We start from the raw sequence: 14,810 nt of genomic DNA on the forward strand, positions 1-14,810 counted from the left end.
GGGCGGACGCGCGGGCGAGTTCTGCATGGGGCTCGCGGGCGCGCTGCTGGGCCAGGCCGACGTGTGGGCACTGGCGGCCGACACCGACGGCATCGACGGCGTGGAGGACAACGCCGGCGCCCACGTCACGCCCGACACCCTGGCGCGCGCCGCCAACGCGGGCCGCAAGCTCTCGGACCACCTCGACCGCAACGACGCCTACGGCTACTTCGACGCCATCGGCGACCTGTTCGTGACCGGGCCGACGCACACCAACGTCAACGACTTCCGGGCGCTGCTGGTGCTCTGAGCACCGGCGCGCCAAACGCCCTTCCCGGCGGGGGAGGCGGGCGGCCGCCTGCGCGCATCCCCGACTCGGGTTAACCTATGCGCCCCGGCAGCCCGCTGCCGCCCAGCCGCACGCGCCTTTTCGGGCGCCGTGCCGCCATCCGAACTCCCCGTTTCCACTCCCATCCCCTGCCGAAGGAAAAGCTCGCCATGACCGCCTCCTCCTATACCGACACCCGCCTGCTGATCGACAACGAATGGGTGGACGCCGCCAGCCGCAAGACCCTCGACGTGGTGAATCCGGCCACGGGCCAGGTCATCGGCAAGGTGGCGCATGCCGGCATCCCCGACCTCGACCGTGCCCTGGCCGCCGCCCAGCGCGGCTTCGACGCCTGGCGCAACACCCCGGCCCATGAGCGCGCCGCCGTCATGCGCCGCGCCGCCGGCCTGATCCGCGAACGCGCCGGCGACATCGCCAAGCTGCTGACGCAGGAACAGGGCAAGCCGCTGGCCGAAGCCAAGGGCGAGACCCTGGCCGCCGCCGACATCATCGAATGGTTCGCCGACGAAGGCCGCCGCGTCTACGGCCGCATCGTGCCCTCGCGCAACCTCGCGGCGCAGCAGCTGGTCATCAAGGAGCCCGTGGGCCCCGTGGCCGCCTTCACGCCCTGGAACTTCCCGATCAACCAGGTCGTGCGCAAGCTCGGCGCCGCGCTGGCCACCGGCTGCTCCTTCCTCGTGAAGGCGCCCGAGGAGACCCCCGCGTCGCCCGCCGCCCTGCTGCAGGCCTTCGTCGACGCCGGCATTCCCGCCGGCACCGTCGGCCTGGTGTTCGGCAACCCGGCCGAGATCTCGGCCTACCTGATCCCGCACCCGATCATCCGCAAGGTCACCTTCACGGGCTCGACCCCCGTCGGCAAGCAGCTCGCCGGCCTGGCCGGCCAGCACATGAAGCGCGTGACCATGGAACTGGGCGGCCACGCCCCGGTGATCGTGGCCGAGGACGCCGACGTCGCGCTGGCCGCCAAGGCCGCCGGTGCTGCCAAGTTCCGCAACGCGGGCCAGGTCTGCATCTCGCCGACCCGCTTCCTGGTGCACAACAGCATCCGCGAGGAATTCGCCAAGGCCATGGTCAAGCACGCCGAAGGCCTGAAGCTCGGCGACGGCCTGACCGAAGGCACCACCCTGGGCCCGCTGGCCAATGCGCGCCGCCTCACGGCCATGGCGCATGTGCTCGACGACGCCCGCAAGAAGGGCGCGACCATCGCCACCGGCGGCGAGCGCGTCGGCGATGCCGGCAACTTCTTCGCCCCCACCGTGCTGACCGACGTGCCGCTGGACGCCGACGTCTTCAACAACGAGCCCTTCGGCCCGATCGCCGCCATCCGCGGCTTCGACACGCTGGACGAGGCCATCGCCGAATCGAACCGCCTGCCCTTCGGCCTGGCAGGCTACGCGTTCACCAAGTCGATCAAGAACGCGCACCTGCTGAGCCAGAAGCTCGAACTCGGCATGCTGTGGGTCAACCAGCCCGCGACCCCGTCGCCCGAGATGCCGTTCGGCGGCGTCAAGGATTCGGGCTACGGCTCGGAAGGCGGCCCGGAGGCGCTCGAGGCCTACCTCAACACCAAGGCGGTGTCGATCCTCGGCGTCTGAGCGCGACGCTTCGATTCGCTGTCTCGAAGAGGGCGGCATCGCTGGAAGGCGATGCCGCTTTTTTCATGGGCGGAACGGGTTCAATCCTCCGCGCTCGCGTTCCAGAACGCCTGCTGCACGCCCTCCAGCGCCTCGAGCTCCGCGACCACCCGGTCGAGCTCCTCGGCCTCGACCGCGGTCGCATAGAGCGTGGCCTCGATCTCGGTGTCGGTGGCGCCGAAGGCATGCTGGTCGACGTCGCGCACCGGGTAGTTGGCGGCTTCGAGCAGCAGCAGCACCTGGTCCATCACCTCGGGCCGCGAGGCGCGCGTGCAGATCACGCGCACCGTGTAGCTGGCCTCGCCCGACTCCTCCTTCACCGGCTGCCGGTTGATGCGGTTGACCACGGGCCGCAGCAGGGTGTTGCTCGCGAGCACGAACAGCGCGGCGATCACGGCTTCGCCGATCAGGTCGGCGCCCGCGCAGGCGCCCACCGCGGCCGATCCCCACAAGGTGGCCGCGGTGTTGAGGCCAGTGATGTTGGCGCCTTCCTTCATGATCGCGCCCGCGCCGAGAAAGCCGATGCCCGAGACCACGTAGGCCGCCACGTGCACCGCGCCGTCGTGGCCGTGCAGGCGGTTCGCCATGTCGACGAACACGGCCGCGCCCACGGCCACCAGCGTGTTGGTGCGCAGCCCGGCGGTGCGCTGGCGCACCTGGCGCTCGAAGCCGATCAGCGAGCCCAGCACGAAGGCCGTGAACACGCTCAGCAGGGTGTCGAGCAGCGAGGGCAGGTTGAAGTTCTGTATCGCTTCCATGCGATCTCCTCCTTGTCGGTCGTGAACCAGGGTAGCGGCGGCATGTGACAGCCGCCGCTCCCTCTCGTCGTCACCGTTGTCGTCACCGGCTCATTGCCAGCCGTAGCGCCGCGCGTACCAGCCCTTGACCGCCTGCACCAGCGCTGCGTAGCCGCCGAGCATCAGCAGCAGCCACGGGAAGTAGCCGAGCGGCAGCGCCTCGAGCTTGAAGTAGTGCGCCACCGGGCCCATCGGCAGCCAGATGCCCACGGCCGCGATCGCCGCGCCCATGATCAGCAGCGGCCAGGCCGCGCGGCTTTGCAGGAACGGGATGCGGCGCGTGCGGATCAGGTGCACGATCAGCGTCTGCGACAGCAGGCCCTCGACGAACCAGCCCGACTGGAACAGGGTCTGGTGCTCGGGCGAGTTGGCGGCGAACACGTACCACATCACGACATAGGTCAGGATGTCGAACACCGAGCTCAGCGGCCCGAAGAACACCATGAAGCGGCCCAGGTCGCCCGGGTTCCAGCTCTGCGGCTTGCGCAGGAATTCCTCGTCGACGTTGTCGAACGGGATCGCGATCTGCGACACGTCGTACAGCAGGTTCTGCACCAGCAGGTGCAGCGGCAGCATCGGCAGGAAGGGCAGGAAGGCGCTCGCCACCAGCACCGAGAACACGTTGCCGAAGTTCGAGCTCGCGGTGAGCTTGATGTACTTGAGCATGTTCGCGAAGGTACGGCGGCCCTCCACCACGCCCTGCTCGAGCACCATCAGACTCTTCTCGAGCAGGATGATGTCGGCCGATTCCTTGGCCACGTCCACCGCGCCGTCGACCGAGATGCCGATGTCGGCGGCACGCAGCGCGGGCGCGTCGTTGATGCCGTCGCCCATGAAGCCCACCACGTGGCCGTTGGCATGCAGCGCCTGCACGATGCGCTCCTTGTGCGCGGGCGTGAGCTTGGCGAAGACCTGGCGCTGCTCGACGATCCGGCGCAGCTCGGCCTCGTTCATGCGCTCGACCTCGTGGCCCAGCACCATGCGGCCGGCCTCGATGCCGACGTCGCCGCAGACCTTGCGCGTCACCAGCTCGTTGTCGCCGGTCAGCACCTTCACGGCCACCCCGTGCTCGGCCAGCGCGCGCAGCGCGGGCGCGGTCGATTCCTTCGGCGGATCGAGGAAGGCCACGTAGCCGAGCAGCGTCAGCTCGGTCTCGTCGGCCACGCCGTAGGCGGCGCGGCGCGCATCGCCGCGCAGCACGCGGCTGGCCACGGCCACCACGCGCAGGCCCTGGGCATTGAGCTCCGAGGCCACGGCATGGATGCGCGCGAGCACCTCCGCGTCGAGCGCGAGCACCTCGGCACCGCGCTCGACCGCGCTGCACACGGCCAGCACTTCCTCGAGCGCGCCCTTGCAGATCAGCAGGTGTTCCTCGGCCGCGTCGCTGCCGGCCACCACCACCGACATGCGGCGGCGCGAGAAGTCGAAAGGCACCTCGTCGACCTTGCGCCAGTCGGTCTGCAGCCGGGTGTCGAGCTGCATCTGGGCATGGCTCAGCACCGCCTTGTCGAGCAGATTCTTCAGGCCGGTCTGGTGGAAGCTGTTGAGGTAGGCCAGCTGCAGCACGTGGTCGGAGCCCTCGCCCCAGGCGTTGGTGTGGCGCTCGAGCACGATGCGGTCCTGCGTCAGCGTGCCGGTCTTGTCGGTGCACAGCACGTCCATGGCGCCGAAGTTGTGGATCGCCTCGAGGCGCTTGACGATCACCTTCTGGCGCGACATCACGACCGCGCCCTTGGCGAGCGTGGCGGTCACGATCATCGGCAGCATCTCGGGCGTGAGGCCGACCGCGATCGACAGCGCGAACAGCGCCGCCTCCCACCAGTCGCCCTTGGTCACGCCGTTGATCACCAGCACCAGCGGCGCCATCACCAGCATGAAGCGGATCAGCACCCAGCTCACGCGGTTGATGCCGGCCTGGAAGGCCGTGGTGCCGCGGTCGGTCGCGCTCACGCGCTGCGCCAGCGCGCCGAAGAAGGTGCGCGCGCCGGTGTGCACGATCAGCGCGGTGGCGGTGCCGCTGATCACGTTGGTGCCCATGAACAGCAGGTTGTCGCGCTCGAGCACGCCGCTCGTGCTGCCGGTGGCGGGTACGCTGGCGAACTTCTCGACCGGCATCGCCTCGCCGGTCAGCGCCGACTGGCTGATGAACAGGTCCTTGGCCGAGAGCAGCCGGCAGTCGGCCGGGATCATGTCGCCGGCCGACAGCGCGATCAGGTCGCCGGGCACCAGGTCGCGCATCGGCACCTCGATGCGCAGCGCGCCGTCCGAGCCCTCCACGGGCCGCAGCACGGTCGAGGTGTTGCTGACCATCGCCTTGAGCTTGTCGGCCGCCTTGTTCGAGCGCGACTCCTGCAGGAAGCGCAGCACCGTCGACAGCACCACCATGCTGCCGATCACCACCGCGGCCTTCATGTCCTCGGTGACGTAGGAGACCAGCGCGAGCACGGTCAGCAGCAGGTTGAAGGGATTGCGGTAGCACTGCCACAGGTGGGTCCACCACGGCAGCGGCTTCTCGTGGTTCACCTCGTTGCCGCCCAGGCGCTTGCGCAGTGCGGTGGCGTGTTCCTCGCTCAGGCCCTGCGGCGAGCTGTCGAGCTGCGCCAGCATGTCGCCGGCATCGGCCAGCGAGGCGGCGCTCAGCGCGTTCGCGATCTCGGGCGGCATCGCGGCCGAGGCGATGCCCACGGGCTTCGAGCCCAGCAGCGTCTGCCAGCGCTCGAAGTGATGCAGCATGCGGCGGCTGCGCAGGAAGCTTTCGAAAAAGGACTTCAGGACGTTCTTCATTGTTGTTCTCCTTCGCCGCGTGACGGGCGCGGCGCGTGGCCTTCGAAGGCCGGTTGGTTTTTCTGGTGTTGCGGTGGCTTGGCGCTCAGCGCCGGAAGGCCCAGGTCATGCCCAGGGTCCACCAGCCGGGCCGGTCGGCGCGCAGCCCGTGGGCGCGGCTCAGGTCGATGCTCAGCGTGTCGGTCGGCGTCCAGCGCAGGCCCGCGCGCCAGGCGCTGGCGCCGCCTTCGCGGAAACGCTCGGCCACGAAGCCCAGTTGCTGCGAGGCCGTCCATTCGAGCGCCAGGCCCGAGTGGCTGCGACTGGGCTGTGCGCGATGCAGGTCGCGGCCGAGGTTGAAGTGGGCGCGCCAGTCCTCGGCGACCTGCCAGGTCAGCGGGACCACCACGCTGGCGCCCGTGTAGCGCAGCGCGCCGCGCTCGGGCGAACGTTCCCAGGCCGCGGCCACCAGCAGGCCCACGCCGAGGTCGTCGCTCAGTGCGTGGGCCCACTTGAGCTGCGGCCCCGCGCGCACGGTGCGGCCCTCGCTGTCGCGTTCGCGCTCGAGGTTCAGGCCCAGCTCGACCGGGCCGACGCGGCAGGCGGGTCCGAGGTGCACCGGCGCGTACCCGCTGCGTTCGCCATCGCGGCGATCGGCCCAGGTCTCGAGCTGGCATTGGCCCGGATCGAGGATCGCGGCATCGTCGACCGCGTGGTGCCCGCCGGCGGCATGCGTCTGCGTGACCGCGAGGCCGCAGAGGTATGCCGCCGTCCAGGCGTGGAGGCGTGCGGCGCGCTGGCGCAGCGAGGGGCGTGTGCGGCGCGGCGCGCGGCGGACGGGGAGGGCGGTCCGGGTGGCGGGCCGCAGGCGTTGGCGGTTCATTCGAGGTTCTCCTGGCGAGGCGCGCAACGGGGCGCGCGAAGGAGAACCTCCCGCGGGTCAGCCGGAGGTGACGGTCCTTCGCGGCTCGGTGTGCCGCGGATGGTTCATGGCGATGAAGGCCGACCGGCGCGTGGCGCGGTCAGGCAGGGGAGGCGCGCAGCGGCGCCAGCGAGGGTCTGGGTCCATGGTGGCCTCCTTGGCGATGGGTGGATGAAGGCGCGGTGCTTCGTTCGAATGCAACGGTCGGGGCGACGCGTCGGTGGACAGGCGCTACGAACGCTCCGGCTTGCGTTGGCCCGGCACCAGCAGCAGGAAGCAGCGGATGCGCCGCGTGCTCCAGAACGAAGCGGACTTGTCGAGCTCCTGGTCGGCCTCGGGCTGCAGCATGTCGGCCGCGGGCTGGCGCGCCGACGCGGCGCGCGGGTCGGCGTCATGCGTGGCGGCGTGGCCACGATGCAGGGGCTGGCGATGTAGAACGAGTTGACGCATGACAAGGCTCCTTCGACCCGTGACGGGCGAGAGGACCTCGTGGCATGGACCACGCTGGCTGGCAAAGAGACGCCAGTGACGAAACGGATGTCGGGGGAGGGAGAGCCTGCCGGGGAGGGCAGGCATCACGCCGCGGGCACGTCGGCCGCGGCGCGCAAGAAGCCTGCGCTACGGAGCCGGGTGTGCCGCGCATGCCACGGCACGCGTCTGGTCACTGATCCAACTGGCACTGTCCACGCACGAGGCTCCGAAGTGAAGATGCGGGATTGTTGCACTGCGTCATCGCGGGGGCAACCCGAAATGCGCGTTTCAGCGTTCGATGCAGGGTTTTAAGGCCACAGTGTTGCGATGGTGCCTCGATGCGGCGCGGGCGCGTGTGGTGGTCAGGCTGCGTTAAGTTGCGCGGCGCGATCATGTCCGGGCAGGACAATGCGGCCATGACCCAGGCCAGCGTCCTCTTCATCTGCACCGGCAACATCTGCCGCTCCCCCACCGCCCACGCCCTGCTCGCCCACAAGGCCCGCGCCGCGCAGCTCGCGCTCGAGGTCGACAGCGCCGCAATCTCCGACGAGGAGCGCGGCAATCCGCCCGATCCGCGTTCGGTGGCCGAGGCGCGGCGGCGCGGCATCGAGATGCCCGCGCATCGCGCGCGGCAGGTGCGGGCCTCGGACTTCGAGCGCTTCGACACCATCGTCGGCATGACCGGCCAGCACTGCGCGGCATTGCGCCGCCTCGCGCCCGCGGGCACGGCGCACAAGATCCATCTGCTGACCGACTTCGCCGACGGGCTCTCGGGCGACGTGCCCGACCCCTGGTACGGCGACCGGCAGGCCTTCGTCGAGGCCTTCGACCTGATCGAGCGCGGCGTCGACGGCCTGCTCGCGAAGCTGGCGGCCCCGGATCGGGCCTGAGTCTTCAGGGTGCCACGCGCGGCGGCGATCCTCGGCATGGTTCCACGGCCGGGCCCCAGCCCGCACAATGGCCGAGGTCGGAGCAACCGTTCAAGAGGAGTCGAGGCATGAATCACCAGACCCATCGTCGCCCGCGCGGCTGGCTCGTCGCCTGCGCCGGCATCGCCGTGCTGCTCGCGGGCTGCGAAACCCCCTACAGCCGCCCGCCGGGCACCTACGGCGCGCCGCCGCCCGGCCGCGCCGGCACGGCCCCGGCGATCTCGAACATGGGCTGCGTGCAGGCCGGCTCGGTCCACTTCGCGCGGCCCTGGCAGACCATCGTGCTCGGCGGCTCGCGCCGCGTCGACAGCGGGGTCTACGAAGTGGAGCTCACGAGCGGCAGCGATGGCCGCCGCGCGATCTGCACCGTCGACCGCAACGGCGCGGTGCTCGGCGTGGGCGACTACTGGGCGCGTTAGGGCCTGTTCACACTATTCAAGGGGCCGTCTGCGGCGTTGCCCGCGCTTGCAAGGCATCGGCCTTGCAAGCGCGGGCGCCTTGCATCCAGCCCCTTTGCGGGGCAACGCGACCCCTTGAATCGTGTGAACAGGCCCTAGCCCCCTTGCTCAGACGTTGTCCTCGATCACCGGCGTGGTGCTGCCGGCATTCACGCGGATCCGCGTGCGCTTGAGCAGCGGGCTCGCGGGTGCCTTGCCCGCGTCGAGCGGCTTGACCTTGTTGAAGACCACCGTGAAGGCCTGCGCCGTGACCGTCGCGCTCGCGTAGCCCTGCGCGTCGTGGTCGGAGAACAGCAGGTCGGGGTTGTTGCCGCGCATGACCTGCTCGAAGGCCGCGGGCGTGGCGGTCAGCGCGGTGAGCGGCGTGCCCTGCGAGCCGGCCTTGATGTAGCTGTAGAACGAGGAACTGCTGACGCCCGCGCAGACGAAGTCGACCAGCACCGGCGTGCCGGCCGCGGGATCGGGCAGGTCGCGGATCAGGCCGCACTGGAAGGCGTGCAGGTCGCCCGTGATCGCCACCACGTTGCGGATGTTCTGCGCCTTCAGGTAGCCCATCAGGTCGGCCTTGTGGCTCGGATAGCCGTCCCAGGCGTCGCAGTTGACGACGTAGCGCTGGTTGAAGGGCGCGGGCGGCTGCGGCACCACCTGCGTCAGGTCCACCCACATGCGGCTCAGCGAGACCTCGTTGCCCCAGACCTTCCAGGTGGCGGTCGAGTTCTTCAGCGTGTTCTTCCACCAGTCGGTCTGCGTCGGGCCGAGGATGCTCGGCGCCCGGCCGAGCTGCTGCGTGCGCATCGCCTCGAGCGCCAGCAGCGTCGTCTGCGGCGCGAAGTAGCGCGAGCCGATCGAGCTGTTGCCGTCGACCGGATCGCCGCCCGTCTGCTGCGCGACCAGCGCCTCGGAGATCACGTGATCGTCGCGGTACAGCCGCTCGTCGGTCATCACCAGGTGCAGCAGCGGGCCGAAGTGGAAGTCGCGGTAGATCTTGATGTTGTCGTAGGCCGGGTTCCCCATGTCGAAGGAGACATCGCCGAAGTCCACCGGCATGTACTCGGCCCAGGCCTGGCTCGCGCCGCGGCGGCGCGCGGTCTGCTGGGTGTTGGCGTTGGTGTAGGTCTGGTGGTCCTGCCAGCAGTCGTCCGAGAACTCGTGGTCGTCCCAGATCGCGATCAGCGGGAACTTCGCATGCACCGCCTGCAGCCGCGCGTCGCCGCGATAGGTGCGGTAGAGCGTGCGGTAGTCGTCGACCGTGTTGGCATAGACGCTGCCGTCGGCCAGCGCCACGCCGTTGGGCAGCTGGATCGCCTGGTGCGCGGGCTCGGCCACGCCGGCCTGGAACTTCGCGCCCACGGTCTCGTAGACGTAGTCGCCCACGTGCACCGTGAAGTCGAGGTCGTCCTCGGCCGCCAGCAGGTCGAGCGCGCCCCAGTGGTTGATCAGCCAGTCCTGGCAGGTGAACCAGGCGAAGCGCAGCTGCTGGCGCTGGCTGTCGGCGGCCGGCGCGGTGCGCGTGCGGCCGGTGGCGCTGACGTCGCTGCCCGCGACGAAGCGGAAGAAGTAGCGCGTGTCGGGCGAAAGGCCCGTGACCTTGGCGCGCACGGTGCGGTCGAAGCGGTCCGAGGCCTCGAGCGCGACTTTCGCCACCAGGTTGCCGAAGCCCGAGGTGTCCGACACCTCGAGCCGCAGCGCGATGGCCGCGCTGTTGGCGGCGGTGCCGGTGCGCACGCAGCGGGTCCAGAAGACGATGCTCGTGTCCTTCGGGTCGCCCGAGGCCACGCCCTGGCCGAAGGCATAGCGGCCCGCGGGTTCGGGCGCGGGTGGCGGCGGTGCCGGCGCGGGAGCGGGCGGCGGCACGATCGGGAACACGATCCCGTCGCTGCCTCCGCCACCGCAGGCGCTCAGTACGGGAGGGGTGGCGGCGGCGACCGTGTAGAACAGGCCGCGGCGCAGGAAGGAACGTCTTTCCATGGGGGATTTCTTTTCGCGTGTGGGGTCGATGGCGGGGCGCGCACGAATCTGCGCGAGCGCCATGACACCGCGATGAAAGCCGCCCGCCGCCTCCCGCGGCGCCGGCGCCGTCCTATTCGCAGAGCGCGCGGATCGACGGCGGCACCGGCAGCGCGCGCAGGCTGCCGTCCTCGCGCTTGCCGCCGAAGATGCGCACCTCCTCGCATTCGAGGATCGGGTCCGCGCCGCGCGTCACGCGGTAGGCCTGCACGAAGCTCTTCTCGCGCCACTCGGCGATGCGCACCGCGATCTCGAGCGTGTCGCCGTAGCTCGCGGTCTTGACGAAGCGCGTGTGCGTGTCGACCAGCGGCGTGCCGATCACGCCGAGCGTCTTCGTGGTCTCCTCCCAGCGCGGCACGCCGCACTGGTGGAAGAAGTGGCGCGAGGCCGCGTCGATCCAGCGGAAGAAGTTCGGGAACCAGACGATGCCGGCGGGATCGCAGTCGCCGAATTCGACGCGGACGGTGTAGACGATTTCCTTGGTGCTCATGGTCTCGATTCTGCTTGCTGCGTTCATCCCATGCGCCCGGGCAGCCACAACGCGATGGCCGGGAACGCGATCAGGATCACCAGCCGCAGGATGTCGGTCGCCACGAAGGGCAGCACGCCCTTGAAGATGGTGGTGAAGCTCACGTCCTTCACCACGCTCTTGATGACGAACACGTTCATGCCCACGGGCGGATGGATCAGCCCGAGCTCCACCGTCATCACGATGATGATGCCGAACCAGATCGGGTCGAAGCCCAGGTGCACGATCACCGGATAGATGATCGGCACCGTGAGGATGATCATCGCCATCGCGTCCATCAGGCAGCCCAGCACCAGGTACATCACCATGATCAGCGCGAGCACGCCGTAGCGGCCCACGCCCAGGCCGGTGAGGAACTCGGTGAGCTTCTGCGGGCTCTGCGTGATGGTGAGGAAGTAGCCGAACAAGAGCGCGCCGATCAGCACGGTGAACACCGCCGCCGCCGTGCGCGTGGCCGACAGCAGGGCCTCGCGGATCTTCGCGCGGTCGAGCCGCCCGCGCAGCACGCCGAGGATGAAGGCACCGCTCGCGCCCACGCCGCCGGCCTCGGTGGGCGTGAAGAAGCCGCCGTACAGCCCGCCGATCACGAACAGGAACAGTACGATCGGCGCCCACACGTTCTTGAGCTCGGCCGCGCGCTCGCTCCAGGCCCGCGCCTCGCCGCGCGGCAGCCAGCCGGGCTTGACGCGCACGATGACCACGATGGTCAGCACGTACATCAGCATCGCGAGCAGCCCCGGCACGATGCCGGCCATGAACAGCTTGCCGATGTCCTGCTGCGTGAGGATGGCGTAGACCGCGAGCACGGTCGACGGCGGCAGCATCGCGCCCAGCGTGCCGCCCGCGGCGATCACGCCGGTGGCGAAGGACTGCGGGTAGCCGAAGCGCCGCATCTCGGGATAGGCCACCGACGAGAAGGTGGCGGCCGTGGCCACCGAGGAGCCGCAGATCGCCGCGAAGCCGCCGCAGGCCACCACCGTGGCCACGCCGAGGCCGCCGCGCAGGTGGCCGATCATCGAGTTGGCGGCGCGGAACAGCTCGCGGCTCACGCCCGACACCGAGACCAGCGCGCCCATCAGCATGAACATGGGGATCACGCCGAAGGTGTAGTCGGTCACGGTGCGCATCGAGGTCTGGCCCACCAGCTTGAGCGCGGGGCCGGGCCCCACGAGGTAGCTGTAGCCGGTGACGCCGACCAGCCCCATCGCCATGCCCACGGGCACGCGCAGCAGCATCAGCACGAACAGGGCGACGAAGCCCAGCAGGGCGACTGCATCGGTGCTCATTCGCTCACCTTCTCTTCGACGTGCTCGTCGTGCAGCAGCTCGGGATGGAAGATCAGCCGCCAGGTGCGCACGGCGATCAGGATCACGGCCGACACGTCGCCGGCCCAGGCCACGGCGTAGAACGGCCAGGTGGGGATGTTCATGTCGTAGGTCAGCACGTTGTCGGTGTAGGTGAGCCGCACCTTGTCGAACAGCATCGCGGTCTGCACCGCCACCACCAGCAGCAGCACCAGCGTGGCGAAGATGTCGATCGCGCGGCGCATGCGCGCTCCGGCTGCGGTCCAGACCAGGTCGACCGTGATGTGGCCGCCGCGGTAGCTGGTGGCCGCGATGCCCCAGAAGATCAGGATCCCGAGCAGCATGCGGCCGAAGTCGTAGGCGTCGGGGATCGAGGTGTCGAAGAACTTGCGCAGCACCACGGCCACGAAGATGTTGAGCGCGACGATCCCCACGAAGATGGCGGCCAGCCATTCGATCGTGTTGATCACGCGGTCCATGGCACTGGCCGGACGCGTGCTCATGGCGGTCACAGCGCCGACTTGTGCTTCGCCAGGCTCGCCTTCAGCGCGTCCATCACGGCCTTCGGATCCTCGCCCGTCTTCTTCACGCTCTCGGACCACTGCGCCTCCGACGGCGCGGCTGCCTTGCGCCAGGCATCGAGCTGCTCGGCCGTGAGCTTGTAGACCTCGTGGCCCGACTGGCCCGCGATCTTGGCGCGGCCCGCGAACTCGAAGTCGGCCCAGGGCGCGGCCACCTTCTGCGCCCATTCGCTGGTGCAATGGTCGTCGATCACCTTCTTCTGGCCGGCCGACATCGCGTCGTACTTGCCCTTGTTCATGACCCAGACGAAGGGCGTGACGTACAGCGGCACGTCCATGTGGTACTTGACCACCTTGTCGATGCCGAACAGGCCGATCGATCCCCAGGGGAAGGTGATGGCATCGGCCACGCCGCGCTCGAGCATGTCGCGCGACTCGGGCGCCGAGGCCTGCACGTTGGTGCCGCCCAGCGAGGTGATGAGCTGGCCCACGGTGCTGGTCGCGGGCCGCACCTTCATGCCCTTCACGTCGGCGGGCAGCACGATCTTCTTGCGCGAATGGAAGGTGCCGGGGTCGTGCACGAAGGCGAAGCAGTACTTTACGTCCTTCATTTCCTTGGCGGCATAGGCGCGGTACCAGTCGTCGATGGCGGCCGAGCCCTCCTTGCCGTTGGCGAACAGGAAGGGCAGCGAGGCACCGGCCATCACCGGGAAGCGGCCCGGCTGGTAGCCGGGGTTCACGTACGAGAAGTCGGCGATGCCGTCGCGCGCCATGTCGTAGTGGTCGAAGGCCTTGCCCAGCTGCTCCGAGGGAAAGAGGATCGCGGTGATCGAGCCGTTCGAGGCCTTCTTGATGTCGTCGGCCCAGGCCTGCAGGGCCGGGTTCAGCGGATGCTGCGCGGGCACCCAGCTCGACAGCTTGATCTGCACCGGCTTGTCCTGCGCGAGCGCGGGGACCATGGCCGAGGCCGCGAGTGCCAGCGTGAGCGCGAGGGCGCCGGGGCGGCGATGGAAGGAAGTCTGCATGGCTTGTCTCTCTTTCGTTCTGCGTGTTGTGGATTCAGTGAGCAAGGGGATCGGGCAAGGTCTGGAGGTCCGGGTGCGTGCTCCCGGTTCAATCCGCCGCGATGCGGCGTTCGCGGATCAGCGCGCCGAAGCGCTGCGAATCGGCCGCGGCGCGCTGCTGGAACTCGGCCGGCGTGCCGGGCACGGCCTCGCCGCCCAGCGAGGCGATGCGTTCCTTCACGGCCGGCAACGCGAGCGCGCGGTTGATCTGCGCATTGAGCTGCGCCACCACCTCGGGCGGCGTGCCGGCCGGCGCATAGAAGCCGAACACGGTGTCGGCGTCGAAGCCGCGCAGGCCGGCCTCGTCGAGCGTGGGCACGTCGGGGAACAGCGGCGAGCGCTGCGGGCTGCCCACGGCCAGCAGGCGCAGCTTGCCCGCGCGCACCTGCTGCAGGCCGATGCCGGGATCGAAGGCGTAGTCGACCTGGCCCGCCAGCAGGTCCTGCAGCGCGGGCGCGGCGCCGCGGTAGGGCACGTGCAGCGCGAACAGGCCGGCCTGGCTCTTGAACATCTCGCCCGCGAGGTGCGGCGAGCTGCCGCTGCCCGGCGAGGCATACGAGAGCTTGCCGGGGTTGGCCTTGGCATAGGCGATGAAGTCGCGCACGTTGGCCGGCGGCAGCGAGGGCTTGGCGACCAGGAACACCAGCACCCGCGCCGCGGCCGCCACCGGCACCAGGTCCTTGGCCGGGTCGAAGCTCATGCGCGCATAGAGGTGCGGGTTCACCGACACCATGCCGCCCGAGCTCATGAGCAGCGTATAGCCATCGGCCGGCGCGCGCGCCACGGCCTCGCCGCCGAGGTTGCCGTTGGCGCCGCCGCGGTTCTCGATCACCACCGGCTGCTTGAGCGCCTCCTGCAGCGGCTGCGCGACGGCACGCGCGATCTGGTCGGCCGCGCCGCCGGGCGGGAAGTTGACGATCACCTTGACCGGCTTGGCGGGCCAGGCGGTGGCGGTGTTGGCCTGCGCCGAGGCACAAGCAAGAGAGGCGAGGGCGGCCGCCAGCAGCAGCCGGCGTCGCCAGGGGAAAGCGTCGAGGGTCATGGTGTGTCTCCTGTTTCTTCTTGGGGATGCGATGAGGCTCA

The 14,810-nt window shown here is 69.8% G+C and carries 15 protein-coding genes; 4 read left to right on the top strand and 11 right to left on the bottom strand.

The genetic code is table 11. The features are described from left to right. On the top strand, window positions 1–289 hold a 289-nt coding region (locus AC27VN_RS14895), incomplete at its 5' end, for an MOFRL family protein (protein WP_490877016.1). A 188-nt stretch (window positions 290–477) separates the two neighbouring features. Then, the gene (locus AC27VN_RS14900; protein WP_203202336.1) at window positions 478–1,923 is read left to right on the top strand and encodes an NAD-dependent succinate-semialdehyde dehydrogenase; all 1,446 of its coding nucleotides are present in this window, start codon (window positions 478–480) and stop codon (window positions 1,921–1,923) included. An 80-nt stretch (window positions 1,924–2,003) separates the two neighbouring features. Here the strand turns inward: AC27VN_RS14900 and AC27VN_RS14905 are convergent, their stop codons facing one another. The 5 genes from AC27VN_RS14905 to AC27VN_RS14925 all read right to left on the bottom strand — a co-directional run bounded on the left by AC27VN_RS14905 (window position 2,004) and on the right by AC27VN_RS14925 (window position 6,894). Further along, window positions 2,004–2,720, bottom strand: a complete 717-nt coding sequence (locus AC27VN_RS14905; protein WP_490877017.1) for an MgtC/SapB family protein — start codon at window positions 2,718–2,720, stop codon at window positions 2,004–2,006. Between the two features lie 90 nt (window positions 2,721–2,810). After that, complete coding sequence (mgtA, locus tag AC27VN_RS14910; RefSeq protein ID WP_490877018.1) at window positions 2,811–5,543, bottom strand: magnesium-translocating P-type ATPase; 2,733 nt, start codon at window positions 5,541–5,543, stop codon at window positions 2,811–2,813. A gap of 85 nt (window positions 5,544–5,628) precedes the next feature. Further along, window positions 5,629–6,405 carry a PA4824 family protein gene (locus AC27VN_RS14915; protein ID WP_490877019.1) on the bottom strand — a complete coding sequence of 259 codons (777 nt, stop codon included), beginning with the start codon at window positions 6,403–6,405 and terminating at the stop codon, window positions 5,629–5,631. A 57-nt stretch (window positions 6,406–6,462) separates the two neighbouring features. Further along, window positions 6,463–6,591, bottom strand: coding sequence for a hypothetical protein (locus tag AC27VN_RS14920; protein ID WP_256222313.1), 129 nt, complete (start codon window positions 6,589–6,591; stop codon window positions 6,463–6,465). Between the two features lie 84 nt (window positions 6,592–6,675). Beyond that, window positions 6,676–6,894: a hypothetical protein gene (locus AC27VN_RS14925; protein ID WP_208512677.1), complete on the bottom strand. Its 219-nt coding sequence runs from the start codon at window positions 6,892–6,894 to the stop codon at window positions 6,676–6,678. 437 nt (window positions 6,895–7,331) lie between these two features. On the opposite strand from AC27VN_RS14925, the gene AC27VN_RS14930 reads away from it, so the two are divergent. Both AC27VN_RS14930 and AC27VN_RS14935 read left to right on the top strand, forming a co-directional pair. Then, window positions 7,332–7,805: a low molecular weight protein-tyrosine-phosphatase gene (locus AC27VN_RS14930; RefSeq protein ID WP_398498794.1), complete on the top strand. Its 474-nt coding sequence runs from the start codon at window positions 7,332–7,334 to the stop codon at window positions 7,803–7,805. 107 nt (window positions 7,806–7,912) lie between these two features. Then, on the top strand, window positions 7,913–8,263 hold the full coding sequence (locus AC27VN_RS14935) for a hypothetical protein (RefSeq protein WP_093340474.1): 351 nt from the start codon (window positions 7,913–7,915) through the stop codon (window positions 8,261–8,263). Window positions 8,264–8,410: 147 nt separating this feature from the next. On the opposite strand, the gene AC27VN_RS14940 is transcribed toward AC27VN_RS14935, so the two are convergent. From AC27VN_RS14940 to AC27VN_RS14965, 6 genes are all read right to left on the bottom strand, one after another. Beyond that, the gene (locus AC27VN_RS14940) at window positions 8,411–10,270 is read right to left on the bottom strand and encodes an alkaline phosphatase D family protein (protein WP_431510066.1); all 1,860 of its coding nucleotides are present in this window, start codon (window positions 10,268–10,270) and stop codon (window positions 8,411–8,413) included. A 112-nt stretch (window positions 10,271–10,382) separates the two neighbouring features. Beyond that, window positions 10,383–10,799: an acyl-CoA thioesterase gene (locus AC27VN_RS14945; RefSeq protein ID WP_093340470.1), complete on the bottom strand. Its 417-nt coding sequence runs from the start codon at window positions 10,797–10,799 to the stop codon at window positions 10,383–10,385. Window positions 10,800–10,822: 23 nt separating this feature from the next. Further along, window positions 10,823–12,124 carry a TRAP transporter large permease gene (locus tag AC27VN_RS14950; RefSeq protein ID WP_057592022.1) on the bottom strand — a complete coding sequence of 434 codons (1,302 nt, stop codon included), beginning with the start codon at window positions 12,122–12,124 and terminating at the stop codon, window positions 10,823–10,825. Next, window positions 12,121–12,645, bottom strand: coding sequence for a TRAP transporter small permease (locus AC27VN_RS14955; protein ID WP_281078596.1), 525 nt, complete (start codon window positions 12,643–12,645; stop codon window positions 12,121–12,123). Before AC27VN_RS14955 ends, AC27VN_RS14950 begins: the two co-directional genes overlap by 4 nt. Before the next feature lie 5 nt (window positions 12,646–12,650). Further along, on the bottom strand, window positions 12,651–13,688 hold the full coding sequence (locus AC27VN_RS14960) for a TRAP transporter substrate-binding protein (RefSeq protein ID WP_490877020.1): 1,038 nt from the start codon (window positions 13,686–13,688) through the stop codon (window positions 12,651–12,653). Between the two features lie 88 nt (window positions 13,689–13,776). Further along, on the bottom strand, window positions 13,777–14,769 hold the full coding sequence (locus AC27VN_RS14965) for a Bug family tripartite tricarboxylate transporter substrate binding protein (protein ID WP_431510063.1): 993 nt from the start codon (window positions 14,767–14,769) through the stop codon (window positions 13,777–13,779). Between the last annotated feature and the right edge of the window lie 41 nt (window positions 14,770–14,810).

The organism is Variovorax sp. 20P10.2.4 (assembly GCF_058244205.1).

Coding starts and splice junctions, on each gene's coding strand:
- AC27VN_RS14900 (WP_203202336.1), top strand. CDS start 478: ATGACCGCCTCCTCCTATACCGACACCCGCCTGCTGATCGACAACGAA.
- AC27VN_RS14905 (WP_490877017.1), bottom strand. CDS start 2,720: ATGGAAGCGATACAGAACTTCAACCTGCCCTCGCTGCTCGACACCCTG.
- mgtA (WP_490877018.1), bottom strand. CDS start 5,543: ATGAAGAACGTCCTGAAGTCCTTTTTCGAAAGCTTCCTGCGCAGCCGC.
- AC27VN_RS14915 (WP_490877019.1), bottom strand. CDS start 6,405: ATGAACCGCCAACGCCTGCGGCCCGCCACCCGGACCGCCCTCCCCGTC.
- AC27VN_RS14920 (WP_256222313.1), bottom strand. CDS start 6,591: ATGGACCCAGACCCTCGCTGGCGCCGCTGCGCGCCTCCCCTGCCTGAC.
- AC27VN_RS14925 (WP_208512677.1), bottom strand. CDS start 6,894: ATGCGTCAACTCGTTCTACATCGCCAGCCCCTGCATCGTGGCCACGCC.
- AC27VN_RS14930 (WP_398498794.1), top strand. CDS start 7,332: ATGACCCAGGCCAGCGTCCTCTTCATCTGCACCGGCAACATCTGCCGC.
- AC27VN_RS14935 (WP_093340474.1), top strand. CDS start 7,913: ATGAATCACCAGACCCATCGTCGCCCGCGCGGCTGGCTCGTCGCCTGC.
- AC27VN_RS14940 (WP_431510066.1), bottom strand. CDS start 10,270: ATGGAAAGACGTTCCTTCCTGCGCCGCGGCCTGTTCTACACGGTCGCC.
- AC27VN_RS14945 (WP_093340470.1), bottom strand. CDS start 10,799: ATGAGCACCAAGGAAATCGTCTACACCGTCCGCGTCGAATTCGGCGAC.
- AC27VN_RS14950 (WP_057592022.1), bottom strand. CDS start 12,124: ATGAGCACCGATGCAGTCGCCCTGCTGGGCTTCGTCGCCCTGTTCGTG.
- AC27VN_RS14955 (WP_281078596.1), bottom strand. CDS start 12,645: ATGAGCACGCGTCCGGCCAGTGCCATGGACCGCGTGATCAACACGATC.
- AC27VN_RS14960 (WP_490877020.1), bottom strand. CDS start 13,688: ATGCAGACTTCCTTCCATCGCCGCCCCGGCGCCCTCGCGCTCACGCTG.
- AC27VN_RS14965 (WP_431510063.1), bottom strand. CDS start 14,769: ATGACCCTCGACGCTTTCCCCTGGCGACGCCGGCTGCTGCTGGCGGCC.